We start from the raw sequence: 20,655 nt of genomic DNA on the forward strand, positions 1-20,655 counted from the left end.
CGTTGCTAACGCGAGTTACAAGCCTCGCAGCGCTGGAAGGTAGGCGCGACTTCGGATTCGAACCAATCCAAAGCGTGGATTCGCCAGCACCAGCAGTGACGTTGACAGAGCCATAAGGCAGAACAGGCGGCCGATTGGATCGCGACTGCGTTTCAGATTGCAGCGCCAATGCGGGCCTCGCGAGCACTCGCCCCTTCGCGTCGTATTCGGCCTGCAGCCCACGCAAACACCCAGCGCGCTTGCGCTTGTGCTGCAATACGGGCCGCCGCGGGAGGCGGTGCTGGAGCAGGGAAGAGCAGTGTCGAAATTCGTAGCCACGTACGCGGCCTTGCTGGCCGCGCTCATCGCTGCGCCGGCCGCGGCGCAAACGATCAAGCCCGGCGCCGGTGCGCCGATGCCGGCGGGCTGTCCCGATGGCGGGCCGTCGCAGCCGACGCCGAAGTACCCGATGGAGGTCTACGGCGCCGCCGGCCGGGTGACCCTGGTGTTGGACATCGACCGCTGCGGCCAGGTCGATCAGGTCTGGATCGAGACCGACTCGGGTTACGCGGCAATGGACTACGCCGCGGTTGCGACCGCGAAAGACTGGCGCTTGAGCCCCGAGTATCGCGACGGTGCCGCGGTGCCATCGCGAGTGCGGCTGCCGGTCGACTTCGCCCGGCCCACGCCGCAGCAGATGGCCGACTACCACGCCCAGGCGCAGGCCAAATGGGACCTGATCTGGCCGCTCACCCAGGTGCCCGAAGTAGCTGCCGCCCGCGATGGCAGCCTCGATGGCTACCTGCCCGATGACTTGCCGATGGACGAGGGCAGTGCGACCGAGTTGATGATCAAGGCGCGCCGCGACGGTCACGAGGCGCCCGGCGGCGAGTTGGGTTGGCCGGCGCTGCGCATCAGCGACGATCGCGGCGCGTTTCAGTGGCTGTTGATCGAAGACAGCCATCCGGCCGCGCCCTCGCTGATCCGCCAGCGTCTGGTCAGCGACGGCAAGAAATCGTTCTATGCCAGCCGGATGCTGTGCGGCGCGGCGAAGCCGTCTGCCTGCGCGAAGCTGGAACGGATGGTGCGCGACTGGCCGCGTCAGTACCCAGGTGCGCCGTTCCCGAAGCAGCTATCGGCGGAGCCGCCGTTGCCGCCGCGGCAAACCCCGTCGAAGCGTCCGCTCGGCCCCTCGCGGCTGGTCCCGGAGGATCCGAAAGCGCCCACCGATCCGGCGGCGCGTCCGGCGTGGCGGCGCGGCTGAGCGATCGAACCGTCGGCGCCGGCGATCGATCCGGGCCGGCGGATTCGCGCGTTCTCTGCGAGAATTCGCAGCATGCAACGCACTCTCGCCGACTGGCTCTCCCACATCGAACGCATCCACCCCAAGTCCATCGACATGGGGCTCGAGCGCATCCGCGACGTCCACCAACGCCTGGGCCTCAAGCGCCCGGGCAAGAAGGTGATCACGGTCGGCGGCACCAACGGCAAAGGCTCGACGGTGGCCTTCATCGAGGCGATCGCGCGCGCCGCGGGCCGCCGCGTCGGCGCCTACACCTCGCCGCATCTGCTGGCCTACAACGAGCGCATCCGCATCGACGGGCGCGACGCGGACGATGCCGACATCGTCGCCGCGTTCGAGGCGATCGAGGCCGCGCGCGGCGAGGTCGTGCTGACCTATTTCGAGTACGGCACCCTGGCGGCGCTGTGGCTGTTCGAACGGGCCAAGCTGGATCTGGCGATCCTGGAGGTCGGCCTGGGCGGGCGCCTGGACGCGACCAATATCGTCGACCCGGACGTGGCGGTGATCACCACGGTCGATCTGGACCATCAGGATTACCTGGGCGACGACCGCGAGGCGATCGGGTTCGAAAAGGCCGGGATCGCGCGCGCCTGGAAGCCGCTGGTGCTCGGCGACGACGATCCGCCGTCGAGCGTGCTCGGCCATGCCTATGCGATCGGCGCCTCGGCGGTGCGCGCGGGTTGCGATTTCTTCTTCGAATCGATGCCGGGAACCGATCACTGGCGCTGGCGCGAGGTCGGCTATCGGGTCGAACTGCCGGCGCCTGCGTTGGCCGCGCCGGCGCAGCGGCGCAATGCCGCGGTCGCGATCGCCGCGTTGCGGGCGCTGCGGCCGTCGCCGACCCGCTTGCAGTTCGCCGAGGGCGTCGCCGCCGCGCGGGTGCCGGGGCGGTTGCAGCGGTTCGAGCGCGACGGGGTCGAGATCGTGGTCGATGTCGGCCACAACCCGCAGGCCGCGCGCGAACTGGCGGCGTGGTTGCGGGCCGCGCCGACGACCGGGCGGGTGCGGGCGGTGTTCGCCGCGCTCGGCGACAAGGACGTGGCGGGCGTGGTCGACGCCCTCGCGGAGCAGGTCGACGACTGGTATCTCGCCGGATTGGCCGACAGCGGCCCGCGCGGGATCGATGTGGCTGCGTTCGCCGAACGTTTGCATGGCAGCGCGGCGGGCGAGGGGCAGCGGCATGCCGACGTTGCCGCGGCGCTGCAGGCGGCGCGGGCGCAGGCGGGCGAGGGCGATCGGATTGTGGTGTTCGGCTCGTTTCATACCGCGGCGGCGGCGTTGGCGTGGTTGGGGGGCGGACTGAGTCTCGGCGCTTTGTGAAGCAGCGGCGCCCCCTGTAGGAGCGGCGCGAGCCGCGACCGCGACAACGCAACTACGACGACACTTTCGCCGCAACCCGGAATTCGCAGTCGCGGCTCACGCCGCTCCTGCAGGGGGCTGCCGCGGCATCGCATCGCCGTTGAAAACGACGTCTGGCACGCCCCGTTATCCTGAATACAACGCTCCGACCCGGCCATGTACACCGGACCGATGCCCGCTCGGGGGTATAATTCGCGCCGGCATCCGGCCTTGCGAGTGATCGAGTAGCGATGGAACCTGCCCTGAAACAGCGATTGATCGGTGCGATGGTGTTGGTCGCGCTGGCGGTGATCTTTCTGCCCATGCTGATCAAGGGGCCGGCGCCCGCAAGCGGCGCCTCCGATGTGCCGCTGACGTTGCCCGACCAGCCGCAAGGCAGCGGCGGCATCGAAACCCGCGAACTGCCGCTGGTCACCCCGGGCGATGCGCCACAGGGCGGCGTGGTCGGCATGGATCATCCCGCGCCCGCCTCCGAACAGACGCCCGCAGGCGACGGCCAGACCCTGCCGACCGTGGACACCGCGGCCGGCAACCAGGGCATGCTGCCGGCGGCCACCGCCGGTGGCGATTACGCGGTCAGCTTCGGCAGCTACGCCAGCGCCGGCGACGCCGACAGGGTGATCGCCGCGCTGCAGGCCGCGCGCCTGCCGGGCTATCAGGAAACCGTCGCCAGCGCCGCCGGCCGCACCGTGTACCGGGTCCGGATCGGGCCGTTCGCGACCCAGGCCGACGCCGAATCCGCGCGCCTGAGTTCGGCGAAAGTCCGCAACGACATCGGCGCCAAGGTCGTGGTCTTGAACGCCGACGCCGCCGATCCGGCGCTGAGCACGCCCGCGGCCGCCGCGGCCAAGCCGGCGGTCAGCGCGCCGCAGCCGCTGGCCGAAAGCAAGCCACCCAAGCCCGCGCCGCTGCCGCCCGAACCGGCGAAGCCGGTCGCGGCCAAGCCTTCCGAGGTCAAGCCGCCCAAGCCGGCCGAACCGATCAAGCCAGACACCAAGCCGGTCGCCGCCAAACCCGCAGAAACCAAACCGGCCGCGCCCAAGCCCGCCGAGCCGGCCAAGCCCGCTCCGGCCAAGCCCGCCGCCGCGGCCACCGGTTTCGCCGTACAACTGGGCGCCTTCGGCAACGCCGAGGAAGCCAACAAGCTGCGCGACCGCGCGCGCGCCGCCGGATTCAGCGCTTTCGTCGAACAGGTCCGCACCGACAAGGGCACGCTCAACCGCGTGCGCATCGGTCCGGTGGTCAACCGTGCCGACGCCGACAAGCTCAAGGCCCAGGTCGCGAGCAAGCTCGGGGTGGGCGATGCCCTGGTCAAACCGCATCCGTGATCGGCGATCGCGGCGCGCAGCCAGGGCGGTCGCGGCGGTGAGCCGCGAGCGGAAACACTAAGGAGCGGCACGCTATGACGGCATTGGATTGGGGTTTGTTGTTGATCGTCGGGCTGTCGGCGATTTTGGGCATGGCCCGCGGCCTGATCGGCGTGGCGGTGTCGCTGGCGGCGTGGCTGCTGGCGGGCGTCGGCGCGTTCCTGTTCGGCGGCGAAGTCGGCCGCAGCCTCGGCGACGGCCAGATGGGCTGGGCTTCGTACATGGGCGGCTACGCGCTGGCGTTCGTGGCGATCTGGATCACGGTGGGCCTGATCGGCCTGGTGATCCGCCGGATCGCGCATTCCTACGGCTTGTCGGAGATGGACCGGTTGATGGGCCTGGGCCTGGGCGCGATCCGCGGCCTGATCTTCGCCTGCGCCTTGCTGGTGACCCTGGGCATGACCACGCTGCCGCGCGAACGCGCCTGGCGCGAGTCCAGCCTCGCCGCGCTGCTGATGCCGGGCGCCAAGCTGATGCGCAGCGGCCTGCCGGACGCGATGGCGCGCAAGGTCGACCTGGAAGGGCGCGGCACTTCGTTGCAGGCGACCGTGCAGTCCGAGGCGAAGGGTCTGGAGAAGAGTCTGAAACAGCAGGTGCCGCAGGGGCTTCCCGGCATGGGCGGCCTCGCGGGCGGCGGCGGTGGACTGGCCGACCTGATCCCGGCCGGGATGAGCGGCGGCCAGAACAACCAAGACACCGGCGGGCCGCGCGACATCGCGTTGCCGCAGCCATTGCCGGAAGAACAGGCGGCCTCGGGCGGAGGTTTGCAGGACCTGCTGCCCGGCGCGATGCGCGATCTGTTGCCGCGCGGCGTCGGCGGCCAGGGCGCCGCGAATCGCGCCCAGGGCGATCCGGCCCGGGTCGACGCGCAGAAACAGCAAGACGACAAACGCGTGAATTGAGCCACGCAGCGGCCACGGACGGCGGACGTATCGCAGCACTCGGCGAGGGATGGGTATCGCTCCTCGTCGCCCGCATTTCGCAGTAACCGTTGTTCGCAACCCGGCTTCATCAATCGTTCCGCAACGCGCGCCGTTCACGGCAATGTTTCCGGCGCGCCACGCATCATCGACATCTCAGCAGGATTCAAGCGCTATGTGCGGCATTCTCGGTATCGTCGGCAACACGGATGTCGCCGCTCAGCTCTACGACGGTCTTACGGTGCTGCAGCATCGCGGCCAGGACGCGGCCGGCATCGCCACCGCCGACGGCGCGCGTCTGCGCGTGCACAAAGGCAACGGCCTGGTCAGCGACGTTTTCGACGAAAAGGCCATGCGCCTGCTCGAAGGCCGGGTCGGCATCGGCCATTGCCGCTACCCGACCGCCGGCAGCGAAGGCTCCGACGAAGCGCAGCCGTTCTACGTCAACTCGCCGTTCGGCATCGCCCTGGCCCACAACGGCAACCTGATCAATACCGACATGCTGCGGCGCGAGGTGTTCGAACAGGACCGCCGCAACGTCAACACCGAATCGGATTCGGAAGTGCTGTTGAACGTGTTCGCGCACGAACTGGACCGCCAACGCGTGCTCACCCCCGAGGCCGCGTTCGGCGCGATCGAAGGCGTCAACCGTCGCTGCATCGGCGGCTATGCGGTGGTCGCCACCGTGCTCGGCCTGGGCCTGGTCGCGTTCCGCGATCCGCATGGCATCCGTCCGCTGGTGCTGGGCAAGCGCAACACCGGCGGCCAGGACGAATACGCGATCGCTTCGGAATCGGTGGCGCTGGACCTGCTCGGCTTCGAGCGCCTGCGCGACGTGCGCCCGGGCGAGGGCATCGTGATCAACGCACGCGGCGAACTGTTCTCGCGCCAGTGCGCGCAGCCGCGCCAGCACGCGCCGTGTATTTTCGAATACGTCTACTTCGCCCGTCCCGACTCGATGATGGACGACGTGTCGGTGCACAAGGCGCGCATGCGCATGGGCCAGACCCTCGGCGAGAAGATCCAGCGCCTGCGTCCGGACCACGACATCGACGTGGTGATCCCGATCCCCGACACTTCGCGCGATTCCGCGCTGGAAATCGCCAACACCCTGGGCGTGAAGTACCGCGAAGGCTTCATCAAGAACCGTTACGTCGGCCGCACCTTCATCATGCCGGGGCAGGGCGAACGGGCGAAATCGGTGCGGCGCAAGCTCAATCCGATTCCGCTCGAATTCCGTAACCGTGTCGTGCTGCTGGTCGACGATTCGATCGTGCGCGGCACCACCTCGCGCCAGATCGTGCAGATGGCGCGCGACGCCGGCGCGCGCAAGGTGTATCTCGCCTCCGCCGCGCCGCCGGTGCGCTTCCCGAACATCTACGGCATCGACATGCCGTCCACCGACGAACTGGTCGCGCACGGCCGCACCGACGATGAAGTGCAGACCCTGCTGGGCTGCGACTGGCTGATCTATCAGGACCTCGATGCGCTGGAGCAGGCGGTGTCCGGGCCGAAGCACCGCATCGATCATTTCGATTCGTCCTGCTTCAACGGCGAGTACGTCACCGGGGTGGAGCCGGGCTATTTCGAGCGCATCCAGCAACTGCGCTCGGACGACGCCAAGAAGACCCGACGCGCGTCTTAAGCGCGCGCCGGCCATGCTCGACTCGGGTTCGCTGTTCGACGCCGCACGCGCCTGCCTGGATGCGGCCACGCCGCAGGCCAAGGTCGAGCTGACCTTCGCCTGCGCGCAGGCCTATGCGCGCGGCGAACTCACCACGCCGCTCGACGCGCCCGCGCCCGATCCGATCCGCATGCCCGGCCGCCCCGCGCGGCCGGCGCTGGTGCATCCGCGCGAACTTCCCAAGCGCGGTTTCGGCACCGCCGAGGGGCGCGCCGCGTTCGTGCACGCGATCGCGCACATCGAATTCAACGCCATCGACCTGGGCTGGGACGCGGTGTACCGCTTCCGCGGTCTACCGGCGCAGTTCTATGCCGACTGGGTCGGCGTGGCCAACGACGAAGCGCGTCATTTCAGTCTGCTGCGCGCGCGCTTGCAGGAACTGGGTTACGACTACGGCGACTTCGACGCGCACAACGGCCTGTGGGAAATGGCCGAGAAGACCGCGCACGACGGCCTGGCGCGCATGGCGCTGGTACCGCGCGTGCTCGAAGCGCGCGGGCTCGACGTGACCCCGGGCATGATCGTCAAGCTGCGTTCGCTCGGCGACAGCGCGACGGTGGCGATCCTGGAAACGATCCTGCGCGAGGAAGTCGGCCACGTCGCCGCCGGTTCGCGCTGGTACCGGTGGTACTGCGAACGCGCCGGCATCGACCCGGCGCCGCGCTTCCGCGAGCTGCTGGGCGAATACGCGCGCGCGGTGCTGTATGGGCCGTTCAACTTCGAAGCGCGCAGCGCGGCGGGGTTCGACGACGAGGAACTGCGCATGCTGGAAGCGTTCGTCGAACGCTAGAGGCCGGATCGCCGCGCCGGACCGTCCGGTCGGACTGCCTCGCAATGCAAAGCCGGCCCCCTGGCGCCTGTGCCATCGTCGGGCTTCCATCGAAGGGAAGGGGGATGGCATGAGTCGTCATGGAATATGGGCCGCCGCGCTGCTGTGCGCCGCGGCCGGACCGGTATGGGCGCAGCCCGCGTCGTTGAGCGCGCAAGATTACGCGCGCGCCGAGAAAGTGCTGGACTACAACCTCAAGGGCCAGCTCAAGAACGCGGAGATCGTCCCGCATTGGCTGGCCGACGGACGCCTGTGGTATCGCCGCGACGGCGAGCAGGGCGCGCAGTACATGCTGGTCGATCCGGCCGCGCGCAGCCGCGAGCCATTGTTCGATCCGGCGCGGATGCGCGAGGCGCTCCGCGCGGTTCTGCCGTCCGCCGCCGAACGCGTACCCGAGCCGATTTCGGTCGCCGTCGAAGCCGGCGTATTGCACGCGCGTTTCGCCGGCGATGCGACGCAGCAGTTGTCCTGCAATGTCGTCGCCAACCAATGCCGCGCGATTGCGGCGAACACACCCGACCCGCTGTGGCTGCCATCGCCCGACGGGCGCCGCGCGGTGTTCGTGCGCGACCACAACCTGTGGCTGCGCGATCTCGACAGCGGCCGCGAGCGCGCCCTGACCCGGGACGGCGAAGCCTACTACGGCTACGGCGTGCTGCCCGATCTCGCCCTGCACGCGGTGCCGTCGCGGCAGGGACGATGGAAACTGCCGCCGTTCGCGGTCAACTGGTCGCCCGACGGCAAGCGCCTGTTCGGTTCGCGTTTCGACGAACGCAAGGTGCAGCCGTATCCGATGCTGGCGATGGCGCCCGAGCATGGTTACCGGCCGGAGCTCTACAACATCCGTCTGAGTCTGTTCGGCGACGCCGAGCAAGCGCGGGCCGAATGGTTCTCGGTCGATGTCGACGGCGTGGGCAAGGTTCAGCGCATCGTCGCCCCTGAAGGCTGGTCGCCGGTGATCGAGGCCGACATTTTCGGCTGGTCGGCCGACAACCGCCGCGTCTATGCCTCCATCGCCAATTACGGCCGACCCGCGCGCATGCGCCTGGTCGAACTCGATCTGGACAGCGGCGGTTCGCGTGAAGTGCTGGAAGAACAATCCGCCACCCGCGTGCAGGTCAACGACTTTCTCTACAACCGCGCCGCGGTGCGGGTGTTGAATCGCAGCAATCAGATCGTGTGGTTTTCCGAGCGCGACGGTTGGGGCCATCTGTATCTGCACGACCTGCGCGACGGCCGCCCGATCCGTCGCCTGACCTCGGGCGAATGGCTGGTGCGCGATCTGATCGGCGTCGACGAAACCCGGCGCGTGGCGTACTTCACCGCCGGCGGACGCGAAGCCGGCGATCCGTATTTGCGCCGTCTGTATCGCGTGTCGCTCGATGGCGGCGACCCGGTGCTGCTGACGCCGGAGGTCGCCGATCACGCGCTGGAAGTCGGCGCGAGCGCGATCCTCGGCGGCGACGGCATCGATCTGTTGTCGCCTTCGGGCGATTACGTGGTCGACAATTTCTCCACCCTCGATACCGCGCCGCGCACCGTGCTGCGATCGACCCGCGACGGCGCGATCATGCTCGAACTCGAGCGCGCCGACACCTCGAGGGTGATCGCCGCCGGTTGGCGCGCGCCGCAGCGGGTCATGCTCAAGGCCGCCGACGGCCGCACCGATCTCTACGCGACCGTTTACTTTCCGCCCGGGTATTCGGCGAAGACCGCCCAGCCCGACCAATACCCGATCATCGACGCGTTCTACGGCGGCCCGCAGGTGACCAACGCGCCGGTCGGCATGGCCGAAGCGGTGTCGGCGACCAATCCGATTTCGCGATCCAGCCTGGCCGCGTTGGGTTTCGCGGTGGTGACCATCGACGCGCGCGGCACGCCCGGACGGTCGCAGGCCTTTCACGATGCGAGCTTCGGCGCGTTCGCCGATCCGCAGATCGACGATCACGTCGCCGCCATCGGCGAACTGGCGCGGCGCTATCCGGGACTGGACCTGCAGCGGGTCGGCGTCTACGGCCATTCCTTCGGCGGCTACAGTTCGGCGCGCGCGATTCTGCGTCGACCCGAGTTCTACAAGGTCGCGGTGTCCTCGGCCGGCAGTCACAACTACCAGGGGATGTACTCCAGCCTCAACGGCATGGAACGGCTGTTGGCCGGTCAGGTCGACTACGGCAACGGCCGCACCGTGCGCCCGACACCCGAGGCGATTCCGCAAAATTACCGCGACCTCGACAACGCCACACTAGCCAAGAACCTGCGCGGCAAGCTGATGCTGGTGTATGGCGACCTGGACGAAAACGCATTGCCGGCGGTGACCGCGCAACTGTCCGAGGCCTTGATCCGCAACAACAAGGACTTCGACCTGCTATACCTGCCGAACCAGAATCACGAATTGTTCCGCAACGACGCGTACTACACCCGGCGCATGTGGGATTACTTCGTCGAGCATCTGATGGGGGCGAAGCCGCCGGTGGGGTATAAGCTGGCGCCGCCGCCGAAGGCGGGTGAGGGCGGGTACTAAGATAAGTGCCGGGTCGACTAATGCGATGAGAACGGTTGCAATGAGTCAGCAGGAATATCCGCATGCACTGGACTGCGCCTGGATCGCATCTGACAGGCAAGGACACGTGGCGGTGTTCATTACTGCCGGTGAGGGACCGATCCCGGCGCAGGCTCTGCGCGGAGACTTTTTTCCCGTCAAGGAAGTTGAACCCAGAGTGCTTTGCCTCGGCATTCGGCCCGATCAAGCGGTGACGAACCTGAGCGATGCGCCCAATCCAAGTTCTTATATAGCGTTGGCGCAGCGCGGCGTGTTCGTGTACGACTGGACGGATTTCACCAGTATCAAAGGGCCATTGAACGCATACGAATTGCTCGCCAGGCCGCTGCTGCCGATTACCTGTACCGATCTGCCTATTGAATTGCGCGAGGTCGCGGAGGCCGTGAGGTTTGCCGACGTGTGCTTCGCTGACTCAAGCCTGGTCGCCGTGAAATAGCTTCAGCGATTGCATTGCGCCGCAGCGCGTCATGCTGGAGCCAAGCTGGGTAAAGTCCGGGCGTTTGAGTTATGCGATCTTCCTCTATACCTACCTGGGGAAGGGGATGGCATGAAGCTATGGGCGATCTGGGTCGCGGCCGCATGCGCCGCGATGTCCGCTGTGGGGCAGGCGGAGCCGTTGGCGTTGTCCGATGCCGATTACGCGCGCGCCGAGCGCGTGCTGGACTACAACCTCAAGGGCCGGATCAGGAATGCGACGGTCGCGCCGCAGTGGCTCGCCGACGGACGCTTCTGGTATCGCCGCGATGGCGAGCGCGGCGTTGAGTATGTATTGATCGATCCGGTCCGCGCCGAGCGCCGGCCGCTGTTCGACACGACGCGATTGGGCGACGCGATGCGCGCCGCGCTGCCGGCGGCGACCGCGGCGCCCGAACTGCTGTCGCTGCATTTGGAAGGCGAAGCGTTGCGTGCGCGCTTGCGTGGCGCGGCCGCTCGCGAACTGGATTGCGATCTGCGCACGTATCGTTGCGAAGCCGTGGCGACCACGCCCATCGATCCGGGCTGGCTGCTATCACCCGACGGCAGCCGCGCATTGTTCGTGCGCGAAAACAATCTGTGGTTGCGCGATCTGCGCAGCGGCGCCGAGCGTGCGTTGACTTCGGATGGCGAAGACCATTACGGCTACGGCGTACAACCCGACTTCGCGATGCGCGGCGTGCAGCGTCGGCAGGGCCGCGGCCAGACCCGGCCGTACGCGGTGTCGTGGTCGCCCGACGGCCGTCATCTGTTCGGCCTGCGTTTCGACGAACGCAAGGTGTTGTCGTATCCATTCGTCGCGCTCGCGCCGGAGCATGGCTTTCGCCCGGTCGCCTACGAGTTGCGCCTGACCCTGCCGGGCGATCGCGAGCCGGCGCGCGACGAATGGTTCGCGGTCGATGTGGAGGCCGGCGCTGCGCGTCGCATCGCGATTCCGGGCGGGTGGAATGCGATGCGCGAAGCCGGCGTGTTGGGCTGGTCGCGGGACAATGGCCGGGTGTTTGCCGCGATCGCCAACGATGGGCGGCCGACGCGTGCGCGCATGGTCGAGATCGGGTTGCGCGACGGCGTCGTGCGCGAAGTGCTTGAGGAAACCTCCGACACCCGCGTACAGGTCAACGATTTCCTGACCCGGCCGGCCGCGGTGCGTGTGCTCGCCACGAGCGATGAAGCGGTGTGGTACTCCGAGCGCGACGGCTGGGGGCATCTGTACTTGTACGATCTGCGCGCCGGCCGATTGATTCGGCGCCTGACCGGCGGCGACTGGGCGGTGCGCGAGGTGATCGGGGTGGACGAACGCCGGCGCCGGCTGTATTTCACCGCCGGTGGCCGCGAAGCGGGCGATCCGTATCAACGTCGCTTGTATCGCGTGTCGCTCGACGGCGGCGAGCCGACTTTGCTGACCGCGGAGCAGGCCGATCACGATATCAATGACGCCAGCGGCGGCTTCGCACGCAGCGGCGCGGCCGATCCCTTGTCGCCGACGCGCGATTATGTGGTCGATACCTATTCCACCCTCGATCAGGCGCCGCGCAGTGTGTTGCGCTCGACCGAGGACGGCGCGGTGATCGCCGAGCTGGAACGCGCCGACGTGTCGGCGGTGGCGGATGCCGGCTGGCTGCCGCCGCAACGACTCAAATTCAAGGGCGCCGATGGTCGCACCGATGTCTACGCGACGGTCTACTTTCCGCCGGACTACGCGCCCGAACGCGCCAAGCCCGGCCAGTACCCGATCATCGACGCGATCTACGGTGGCCCGCAGGTGACCAATGCGCCGGTGGCCTATGTCGAAGCGACCGCGGCGATCAATCCGGTCTCGCGTTCCAGTCTGGCGCGGCTGGGCTTCGTGGTTATCACCGTCGACGGACGCGGCACACCGGGCCGGTCGCGCGCGTTCCACGATGTCAGTTATGGGCTCAATCACGACACCCAGATCGACGATCACGTCGCCGCGATCGAGCAACTGGCCGCGCGTTATCCCGGCCTGGATCTGCAGCGCGTCGGCATCTACGGTCATTCCTTCGGCGGTTATTCCTCGACCCGCGCGATCCTGCACCGGCCGGAGTTCTACAAGGTCGCGGTGTCTTCGGCCGGCAATCAGAATTTCCAGGGCATGTATTCGGGAGGCGTGCTGGGTCTGGACCGGCTGCTGACCGGTCCGCTGGATTACGGCAACGGCGAGCGTTTCCGGTCGACGCCGGACGCGGTGCCGGCGGTATATCGCGCCTTCGACAACGCCAGTCTGGTCGATCGTCTGCAAGGCAAGTTGCTGTTGGTGTATGGCGATCTCGACGAGAACGCCTATCCCGCCGTGACCGTGCAGCTGACTTCGGCGTTGATTCGCGCCAACAAGGACTTCGATCTGTTGTATCTGCCGAATCAGGATCACGAATTGTTCCGCAACGACCCGTATTACACGCGGCGGATGTGGGACTACTTCGTCGAGCATCTGATGGGCGCCAAGCCGCCGGAGAATTATCGGTTGCAGCCGCCGAAGCAGTTGAGCACGTCGGGTTTTTGATCTGGCCGCATAGCGAGCTTTAACGGGGTCACCCGAATGTAAGTCCCAAGCAGTTCCCCCCTTTGGAAAAGGGGGGGCAGGGGGGATTCGCTTTTTCCCTCACGCCGCAACGTTCGCCGCGATAGAAGCAAAAGCGAATCCTCTGCGCGAGCGACAACGCACAGACTTCTCGCCATCGCAGCGCGCCGCCCCCTTTTCCAAAGGGGGGCAACTATCGAGCGCCTCGCGAAGAGCGACATCCTTCGAAACTTGCCGTATCGCTTCGCTCCAAGTCACAGCTCGCATCCGGCACAGCCCACACGCTCGCGCCGCAAACTGACGCCGATCTGAAATATCCCTTTCACACGTCCCCCACAGACTTCCGGGCTTCGCTCTCAAGCCGCCCAGAGTGATTCACGCAGCGGATTCTGCAACGCGTGCGGCGGCACTCTCTCCCAATGGAAGTTCCCCATGACGACGAAGACGACGCTCCTCGCCGCCTCGATCCTGTTTTGTCTGTACGCCGGCAACGGCCGCGCCGCCGAAGCCGCCAACCCCGCCAGTTCTGCCGAATCCGTCGGCGCCAGCGCCGATGCCGGCAAAGACGCCACCACGCTCGACGTCGTATCGGTGGTCGGCACCGGCCAGACCCGCCAGGTGCAGGCGCTCGGCAAGGCTGATCTGCAACGCGAAGCGGCCGGCACCAGCCCGCTCAAGGTCATGGCCAAGCTGCCCGGCGTGCATTTCCAGAGCTCCGATCCGTGGGGCAATTACGAATGGTCGAGCAAGCTGAGCATCCGCGGCTTCTCGCAGCAGCAGCTCGGCTTCACCCTCGACGGCATTCCGCTCGGCGATATGAGCTACGGCAATCACAACGGCTTGCACATCAGCCGCGCGATCACCGCCGAAAACCTGTCTGGCGCCGAGCTTTCGCAAGGCAGCGGCGCGATCGACACCGCGTCCTCGGGCAACCTCGGCGGTACCTTGCGTTTCTTTAGTTCCGATCCGTCCACCGACTTCGGCGTGCGCCTGGCTCAGACCATCGGCAGCGACGCGACCAGCCGCACTTACGCGCGCCTGGACACCGGCGATCACGACGGTTGGAGCGCCTATCTGAGCGGCGTGTTCCACACCACCGACAAGTGGAAGGGCGAAGGCCCGCAGCGCAACAGTCAGTTCAACGGCAAGTTCGTCTACAGCGGCGAAGACTTCAAGATCACCGGCTTCGCCGACTCATCGCGTCGCCGCGAAACCGACTACGCCGATCTGTCGCTGGAATCGGCCAAGCGCCTGGGCATGGACTGGGACAACTACGCCAAGGATTGGCAGCGCGCGATCAACGCGGCCAACGGTATTTTCAGTGGCGGCGTGACCAGCCTGGACGATGCGTACTACATCGCCCGCGGCGTGCGCGATGACGATCTGGCTTATCTGAGCGCGGAGTGGAACCTCAACGTCGATGTGACCCTGGCGGCGACGGCGTATTACCACAACAACGAAGGCCAGGGGCATTGGGCCACGCCGTACGCGGTCTCGCCGACCGTGCCGCTGCGCATGCGTACCACCGAGTACGACATCGAGCGCACCGGCTTCATGCCGAGCCTGAGCTGGCAGATCGGCAACCACCGCCTGCAGGCCGGGCTGTGGCTGGAGAAGAACGATCACGGCGTGCAGCGCAACTTCTACGACCTCAACCGCAACGAGCCGCCGGACGAGATCTTCTTCTACCGCAACCCGTCGCAGCGCGTGTTCCGCCAACGTTTCGACACCGATACGCGCATGTATTACGTGCTCGATCACATGGAGTTCGCCGACGGTCGCCTGGCCGTGGATGCGGGCTTCAAGGGGCTGAAGGTCGAGACCGACGGCAAGACCTTGATCGGCGGCGCCAGCCGCGCCAGCGGCAAGCTGGTGTCGGAAGACAACTTCCTGCCGCAGCTCGGCGCGCGCTGGCAGTTGAGCGAGCACGAGGAAATCTTCGGTTCCTACAGCGAAAACCTGTCGGCGTTCCGCACCGGCGTCAACGGCCCGCATTCGACTTCGCAGGCCGCGTTCGACGCCGCCGTCGGCACGCTCGAGCCGGAAACCTCCAAGACCTTCGAAGCCGGCCTGCGCACCAGCCGCGACCAGATCGAGGCCTCGGTCGCGGTGTATCGGGTCAACTTCGAGAACCGCCTGCTGGCGATCGCGCGTTGCGCTGGCATCGTGGGTTGCGCGTCGAGTTTCGCCAACGTCGGCGACGTGGAAAGCCGCGGCGCCGAGATCACCGTGCTGTGGAAGCCGTTCGCCGGTTTCAGCTGGTATCACTCGCTGGCATTCAACGATTCGCAGTACGAGTCGGACTATCTCGACGGCACCACCCTGGTGCGGACCAAGGGCAAGCAGGCGGTCGATGCGCCCAAGCGTCTGTACGCGACCGAGCTGCGCTGGGACCATGACGGCCTGCAACTGCAGCTCGGCGCCAAGTACACCGACAAGCGTTATCTGACCTACCTCAACGATTCGCACGTGTCGGGATTCTGGGTGGTCGATGCCTCGGCGTCGTACGAATGGAAGGACATCGCCTGGGCGGACGCGTTCAAGCTGCAGTTGAACCTGACCAACCTGTTCGACAAGGAATACTTCGGCAGCATCGGCACCAACGGCTTCGTCGCCTCGGATCCGAACGGGCTGAATTACACCCTGCAGTCGGGCGCGCCGCGTCAGGCGTTCCTGACCGCGGAAGTGCGGTTCTGAGTGATGCAGTCATGGTCGATACGGCTGTGATAGATACGGCTGTGTGTGATAGATACGGCTGTGATCGATGTGGCGCGATCGACGCAAACCTGAGCGATGACATCACCCGCGTGCATTGATGGTACGCGGTAGCGAGCAGCGAACGCCCGGCACCGTCCGGGCGTTCGTGTGTGTGCCCGCAATACCCCTCGTTCGGCATGGCGAAAACTCGTTAGCATTCGTCCGGGGACGCGAACGATTGGGGGCCGCATGGGTATCGGATTTCAGGTCGTCAGCACGCCGTGGAAGCGGCGCATGTGGGCCAAGCCCAGCGTGCCGGCCTTGCTGCGCGAATTTCAGCGCACCTACCTCGAGGCATTGCCCGAGCCGGTGCTGCGCGAGCGCTTGCAGGTGTGGCAGGGCGAGCACGGCGCGACCCTCGCCTGGCATCCGGCCGAGGAGGGGCTGTCGATCGAGTTGCTCGCCGACGGCAGCCTGCTCGCCAGCGCGCGCACCAATACGGTCGGGCCGGGGTATCACGCGTTTTTGCTCGATGTGCTCGATCGCATCGCCGCGCAGTGGGGCTTGCGCTGGCGCTGGGACGACGTCGACGACGAGGGTTACGGCGACGAGACCGGCTATGCGAACGGCCGCGATCTGACCCAACTGCAGGCCGAGATGGCGATATGGCTGCGGCAGGTAGCCGAACTGTTGTTGCAGCGGCGCGATGCGCAGGATCTGTTCGTATCGATGCCGATCGGGCCGATGCCGCGCATCGGCGGCTTCGTCGGTTCGCCGATGGGGATCTGGAGCGAGGATCGCTTTGAACGCATCGCCGCGAGCGAAGCCGAGGCATTGGCCGCGGCGAGCGAATTCTTTCCGTGGTGGCAGCCGGGTTTCGGCGCCGATTTCTGGGGCGGGCTGGCGCGCGTGGGCGTGTGGTGCGACGTGAACTGGGTCGGTCCGCGCGATCAGGCCGAGCGCGACGTATTGCGGCGTGTGCTCGACAGCGATCGCCGCGCGACCGCGATCGATCCGCGCCGCGCGCTCGAAGCGGAGGTGCGTGACGAACTGCAATGGCTGCTCGAACGCGGCGCGGAAATCGAACTGCCGCAGCGCGAGGGGCCGGGCTATAAGCGTCTGCCGACCCGGCATGCGTTGTACGGCGGGCCATGGAGTGTGGAGGTGCCGGGGCATTTCAAGGAACACGAGCTCAACGACGGCAACAATCTGCAGTACGTCGGCGACCGGCGCGCGGTCTATGTCAGTTCGCTGAGCATCGCGGCCGCCGACGGCAGCCTGCCGCCCGCGGCGGAACTGCTGGAAACGGCCAATCGCGACGGTCCGGCCGATCTGGCCTGGACCCAGGACGAGATTCTGGCCGCCGCGCGCTGGGAAAAAGACGCCGAAGCGCGCGTGCGGCATCTGTACGCGGCCTGCGCGGTCGATGGCCGGGTGCTGCTGCTGACCATCAGCGATGAACTCGACGCATCGCGCGAATGGGCCGAAGCGGTCGCGCGTTCGGTGCGGTGGGCGCCGCCTGAAGAGTAGGTGGCGGCCGTCATGGCCTGACTATTCGACGGCGAACGCGCGGCGCTGGTTTCAGCTCAGCGTCTGCAACTGCATGCCGTCGCGATCCACCCGCAGCACCGAGCCTTGTTCGTACCAATCGCCGAGCACGATACGGGTGCGTGAGCGCCCACCGACCTCGAGCGCATGCACGGCCGGCCGATGGGTGTGGCCGTGGATGATTGTGTCGATGCCATAGCGGGCGAAGGTCTCGGCGACCGTATCCGGGGCGACATCGGTGATGGTTTCCATGCGCCCGTCGTCCTTGAGCCCGGCCTGATGCGCCTTGCTCGCCGCGCGCGCCTGTTGCGCGAACGCCAGCCGCGCCGCCAGCGGCTGGGCCAGGAACTGCGCCTGCCAGGCCGGATGCCGGGTTTGCGCGCGGAACTGCTGGTAGGCGACATCGTCGGTGCACAGCAGATCGCCGTGGCCGATCAGCACCGGCTGGCCGTACAGCACGATCACCGACGGATCGGGCAACAGGCGCATGCCGGCGCGCGCGGCGTAGTCGGCGCCGAGCAGGAAGTCGCGATTGCCGCGGATGAAGAACACCGGCACGCCGCTGTCGCCGAGCGCCTTGAGTTCGCTGGCGACGAAGGCGCCGGTGTCGGACGGGTCGTCGTCGCCGACCCAGGCTTCGAACAGGTCGCCGAGGATGTACAGCGCATCGGCCTCGCGCGCCTCGCCGCGCACGAAGCGGCCGAACAGCTCGGTGATCTGCGGACGCTCGGCGTCGAGGTGGAGGTCGGAGATGAAGAGGGTCGTCATGGCGGCTAGTCTAAAACACCGCGCCCGAACGGCGCGGGCGAGTGCGCACGAGGGTCGCTTCGGATCGGCCGAAATCCTTGCAGGCCGGTGCTTTCGCGGTGTTGCAGGTGCTTGAGCGCGGTGTTGCCCGGCCGTTGCCGCCATCGCCACCGCCAGTCCGTTAAAATGCGCGATTCCCCGATCCACCCGAGCCCCGCATGACCCGCACCCGTTTCGCCCCCAGCCCCACCGGTTACCTGCACATCGGCGGCGCGCGCACCGCGCTGTACTGCTGGCTGGAAGCGCGCCGCGCGGGCGGCCAGTTCATCCTGCGGATCGAGGACACCGACCGCGAGCGCAGCACCCAGGCCGCAATCGACGCGATCCTGGAGGCGATGCAGTGGCTGGGCCTGGACTACGACGAGGGCCCGATCTATCAGACCCATCGTCTGGAGCGTTACCGCGAGGTCGCCGAGCAGATGGTCGCGGCCGGTACCGCGTACTACGCCTACGAGAGCAAGGACGAGCTGCAGGCTGCGCGCGAAGCGGCCGAGGCGGCAAAGGAGAAGCCGCGTTACAACGGCGCGTACCGCGATCGCAACGAGCCTTATCGCGACGATCCGAACCGGGTGATCCGGTTCAAGAATCCGCTCGACGGCACGGTGGTGCTGGAGGACAAGGTCAAGGGCCGGATCGAGATCGCCAACAGCGAACTCGACGATCTGGTGATCTTCCGCGCCGATGGCTATCCGACCTACAACTTCGCCGTGGTCGTCGACGACCTGGACATGGGCATCACCGACGTCGTGCGCGGCGATGACCATGTCAACAACACCCCGCGCCAGATCAACATCTATAAAGCGCTGGGCGCGCCGGTGCCGCATTTCGCCCATCTGCCGATGATCCTCGATCACGAGGGCAAGAAGCTGTCCAAGCGCACCGGCGCGGCCGATGTGATGCAGTACCGCGACGAGGGTTATCTGCCGCACGCGCTGCTCAATTACCTGGTCCGCCTGGGCTGGTCGCACGGCGATCAGGAAATCTTCTCGATTCCGGAGATGACCGCGCTGTTCCAGTTGTCCGACGTCAATTCCAGCCCTTCGCGCCTGGATGCGGCGAAGCTGGGCTGGATGAATCAGCAGTACCTCAAGAGCGACGATCCGGTCGAGGTCGGCAAGCACCTCGAATGGCATCTGCTCAACAACGGTTACGACCTGAGCAACGGTCCGGCCGCGGCCGACGTGGTGATTGCGCTGCGCGACCGGGTGCAGACGCTCAAGGACATGGCCGAGCGCGCGGCGGTGTGGTATCGCCCGCTGGAGACTTACGACGATGCCGCGGTCGCCAAGCACCTCAACGCCGCCGCGCAGGCGCCGCTGAGCGAAGCGCGCGCGCGCCTGGCCGCGCTGAGCGAGTGGAGCGCCGACAAGGTTTCGGCGGCGCTGCACGAGGCCGCCGACGCGCTGGGCCTGGGCATGGGCAAGGTCGCCCAGCCGCTGCGGGTGGCGATCACCGGCACCCAGGTCAGCCCGGACATTTCCCACACGGTCTACTTGGCCGGCCAGACCGGGGCCTTGCAACGCATCGACGCCGCCCTTACTAAGATCCCTGCGTAGGTTCAACCGCGCCGCGACCACGGAGTTCGCCATGAGCACCAGCCACGCCTGCACCGATCCCCAACACCACGTCCACGACGGCGACGCCTTCGTGCATGAGGTCGAGCGGGCCTGCGAGCAGCGCGGCCTGCGGCTGACCCCGATCCGCGCGCACGCCCTGCGCCTGATCGCCGCGGCCGGCAAGCCGATGAAGGCTTATGACCTGCTCGATCAGATGAAGGCCACCCACGACGCCGCGGCGCCGCCGACGATCTACCGCGCGCTGGATTTCCTGCTCGAGCACGGCTTCATCCACAAGCTCGCGTCGATCAACGCCTTCGTCGGCTGCCATCATCCCGGTGGCGCCCAGCATGCGGTGCCGTTCCTGATCTGCGACAACTGCCAGTCGGCGATGGAACTGGAAGATGAACGCATCGTCGACCTGCTCGAAAGCCGCGCGCGCGCGCTGGGTTTCGTGCCGCAGGCGCAGACTTTGGAAGTGCATGGGTTGTGCGCGGATTGTGTCGAGGCTAAGGCGGCGCAGGCTTGAGGCGCTGAGTGAGGCGAAGCTTGCGCGAGCCTTGCGCGAGCCTCTTGTCAGTTGGGGCGACGCGAGCGTTCTGGCTTGCTCGGAATTCGCGGGACGCAGCGTCGGGCGGCCATAGCCCCGCTGCTGCCGCAATTGCGTCGACACCGTATGCACCGCTGGATTGCTGCGCGCTGCAAGAGTTCGGCAACGCGCTAATCATCGAATCCCAACGAGAATTCGCCCCCTTTGAAAAAGGGGGCTGCGCCCTGCGTTGCGTGAAGTCCGATCGTCGCTAACTGGCGCGGGGGATTTGCTTTTCGCGGCAATGCGCGGCGATCTGATCGCAAGAGCAAATCCCCCCTGGCCCCCCTTTTTCAAAGGGGGGGGGGTCGATAGGAGGGTTGGTCATGGGTGAGGTTCGTTGCGTGCTCGACACCCAGCACCGAGCATCGAACCATCGCCCCCGATTCCCGATTCCCGATTCCCGATTCCCGATTCCCGAATCCCGAATCCCGAATCCCGAAT

14 protein-coding genes are annotated in these 20,655 nt (G+C 67.0%); 13 read left to right on the forward strand and 1 reads right to left on the reverse strand.

The window, feature by feature from the left end:
• The first annotated feature begins 298 nt into the window (after window positions 1-298).
• The 11 genes from ASD86_RS12430 to ASD86_RS12480 all read left to right on the forward strand — a co-directional run bounded on the left by ASD86_RS12430 (window position 299) and on the right by ASD86_RS12480 (window position 17,241).
• Complete coding sequence (locus tag ASD86_RS12430; protein ID WP_157476565.1) at window positions 299-1,243, forward strand: energy transducer TonB; 945 nt, start codon at window positions 299-301, stop codon at window positions 1,241-1,243.
• A gap of 72 nt (window positions 1,244-1,315) precedes the next feature.
• Window positions 1,316-2,602, forward strand: coding sequence for a bifunctional tetrahydrofolate synthase/dihydrofolate synthase (gene folC, locus ASD86_RS12435; protein ID WP_056110873.1), 1,287 nt, complete (start codon window positions 1,316-1,318; stop codon window positions 2,600-2,602).
• A gap of 269 nt (window positions 2,603-2,871) precedes the next feature.
• A complete protein-coding gene (locus ASD86_RS12440; RefSeq protein WP_056110876.1) occupies window positions 2,872-3,969 on the forward strand; it encodes an SPOR domain-containing protein in 1,098 nt (365 codons plus the stop codon).
• Window positions 3,970-4,043: 74 nt separating this feature from the next.
• Window positions 4,044-4,910 (forward strand): CvpA family protein, encoded by an 867-nt coding sequence (locus ASD86_RS12445; protein ID WP_056110878.1) that lies wholly within the window; start codon window positions 4,044-4,046, stop codon window positions 4,908-4,910.
• 193 nt (window positions 4,911-5,103) lie between these two features.
• A complete protein-coding gene (gene purF, locus ASD86_RS12450) occupies window positions 5,104-6,573 on the forward strand; it encodes an amidophosphoribosyltransferase (RefSeq protein WP_036114624.1) in 1,470 nt (489 codons plus the stop codon).
• Window positions 6,574-6,586: 13 nt separating this feature from the next.
• A complete protein-coding gene (locus ASD86_RS12455) occupies window positions 6,587-7,402 on the forward strand; it encodes a ferritin-like domain-containing protein (protein ID WP_056110880.1) in 816 nt (271 codons plus the stop codon).
• A 109-nt stretch (window positions 7,403-7,511) separates the two neighbouring features.
• Complete coding sequence (locus ASD86_RS12460) at window positions 7,512-9,962, forward strand: DPP IV N-terminal domain-containing protein (RefSeq protein ID WP_056110882.1); 2,451 nt, start codon at window positions 7,512-7,514, stop codon at window positions 9,960-9,962.
• 40 nt (window positions 9,963-10,002) lie between these two features.
• Window positions 10,003-10,437 carry a hypothetical protein gene (locus ASD86_RS12465; protein WP_157476567.1) on the forward strand — a complete coding sequence of 145 codons (435 nt, stop codon included), beginning with the start codon at window positions 10,003-10,005 and terminating at the stop codon, window positions 10,435-10,437.
• A 111-nt stretch (window positions 10,438-10,548) separates the two neighbouring features.
• Window positions 10,549-12,996, forward strand: a complete 2,448-nt coding sequence (locus ASD86_RS12470; RefSeq protein ID WP_056110886.1) for a DPP IV N-terminal domain-containing protein — start codon at window positions 10,549-10,551, stop codon at window positions 12,994-12,996.
• A 450-nt stretch (window positions 12,997-13,446) separates the two neighbouring features.
• Window positions 13,447-15,711 carry a TonB-dependent receptor gene (locus ASD86_RS12475; RefSeq protein WP_056110888.1) on the forward strand — a complete coding sequence of 755 codons (2,265 nt, stop codon included), beginning with the start codon at window positions 13,447-13,449 and terminating at the stop codon, window positions 15,709-15,711.
• A gap of 249 nt (window positions 15,712-15,960) precedes the next feature.
• Window positions 15,961-17,241 carry a hypothetical protein gene (locus ASD86_RS12480; protein WP_056110890.1) on the forward strand — a complete coding sequence of 427 codons (1,281 nt, stop codon included), beginning with the start codon at window positions 15,961-15,963 and terminating at the stop codon, window positions 17,239-17,241.
• Window positions 17,242-17,292: 51 nt separating this feature from the next.
• Here the strand turns inward: ASD86_RS12480 and lpxH are convergent, their stop codons facing one another.
• Entirely contained in the window at window positions 17,293-18,027 is a 735-nt protein-coding gene (gene lpxH, locus ASD86_RS12485) for a UDP-2,3-diacylglucosamine diphosphatase (protein ID WP_056110892.1), read from the reverse strand.
• Window positions 18,028-18,224: 197 nt separating this feature from the next.
• Here lpxH and gltX point away from each other — a divergent pair, with 197 nt between their 5' ends.
• Window positions 18,225-19,622: a glutamate--tRNA ligase gene (gene gltX / locus ASD86_RS12490; RefSeq protein ID WP_056110896.1), complete on the forward strand. Its 1,398-nt coding sequence runs from the start codon at window positions 18,225-18,227 to the stop codon at window positions 19,620-19,622.
• Window positions 19,623-19,653: 31 nt separating this feature from the next.
• A complete protein-coding gene (locus ASD86_RS12495) occupies window positions 19,654-20,151 on the forward strand; it encodes a transcriptional repressor (RefSeq protein WP_036114650.1) in 498 nt (165 codons plus the stop codon).
• The last annotated feature ends 504 nt before the right edge of the window (window positions 20,152-20,655 follow it).

The sequence above is a fragment of the Lysobacter sp. Root690 genome, assembly GCF_001427785.1.
Classification (GTDB): domain Bacteria; phylum Pseudomonadota; class Gammaproteobacteria; order Xanthomonadales; family Xanthomonadaceae; genus Lysobacter.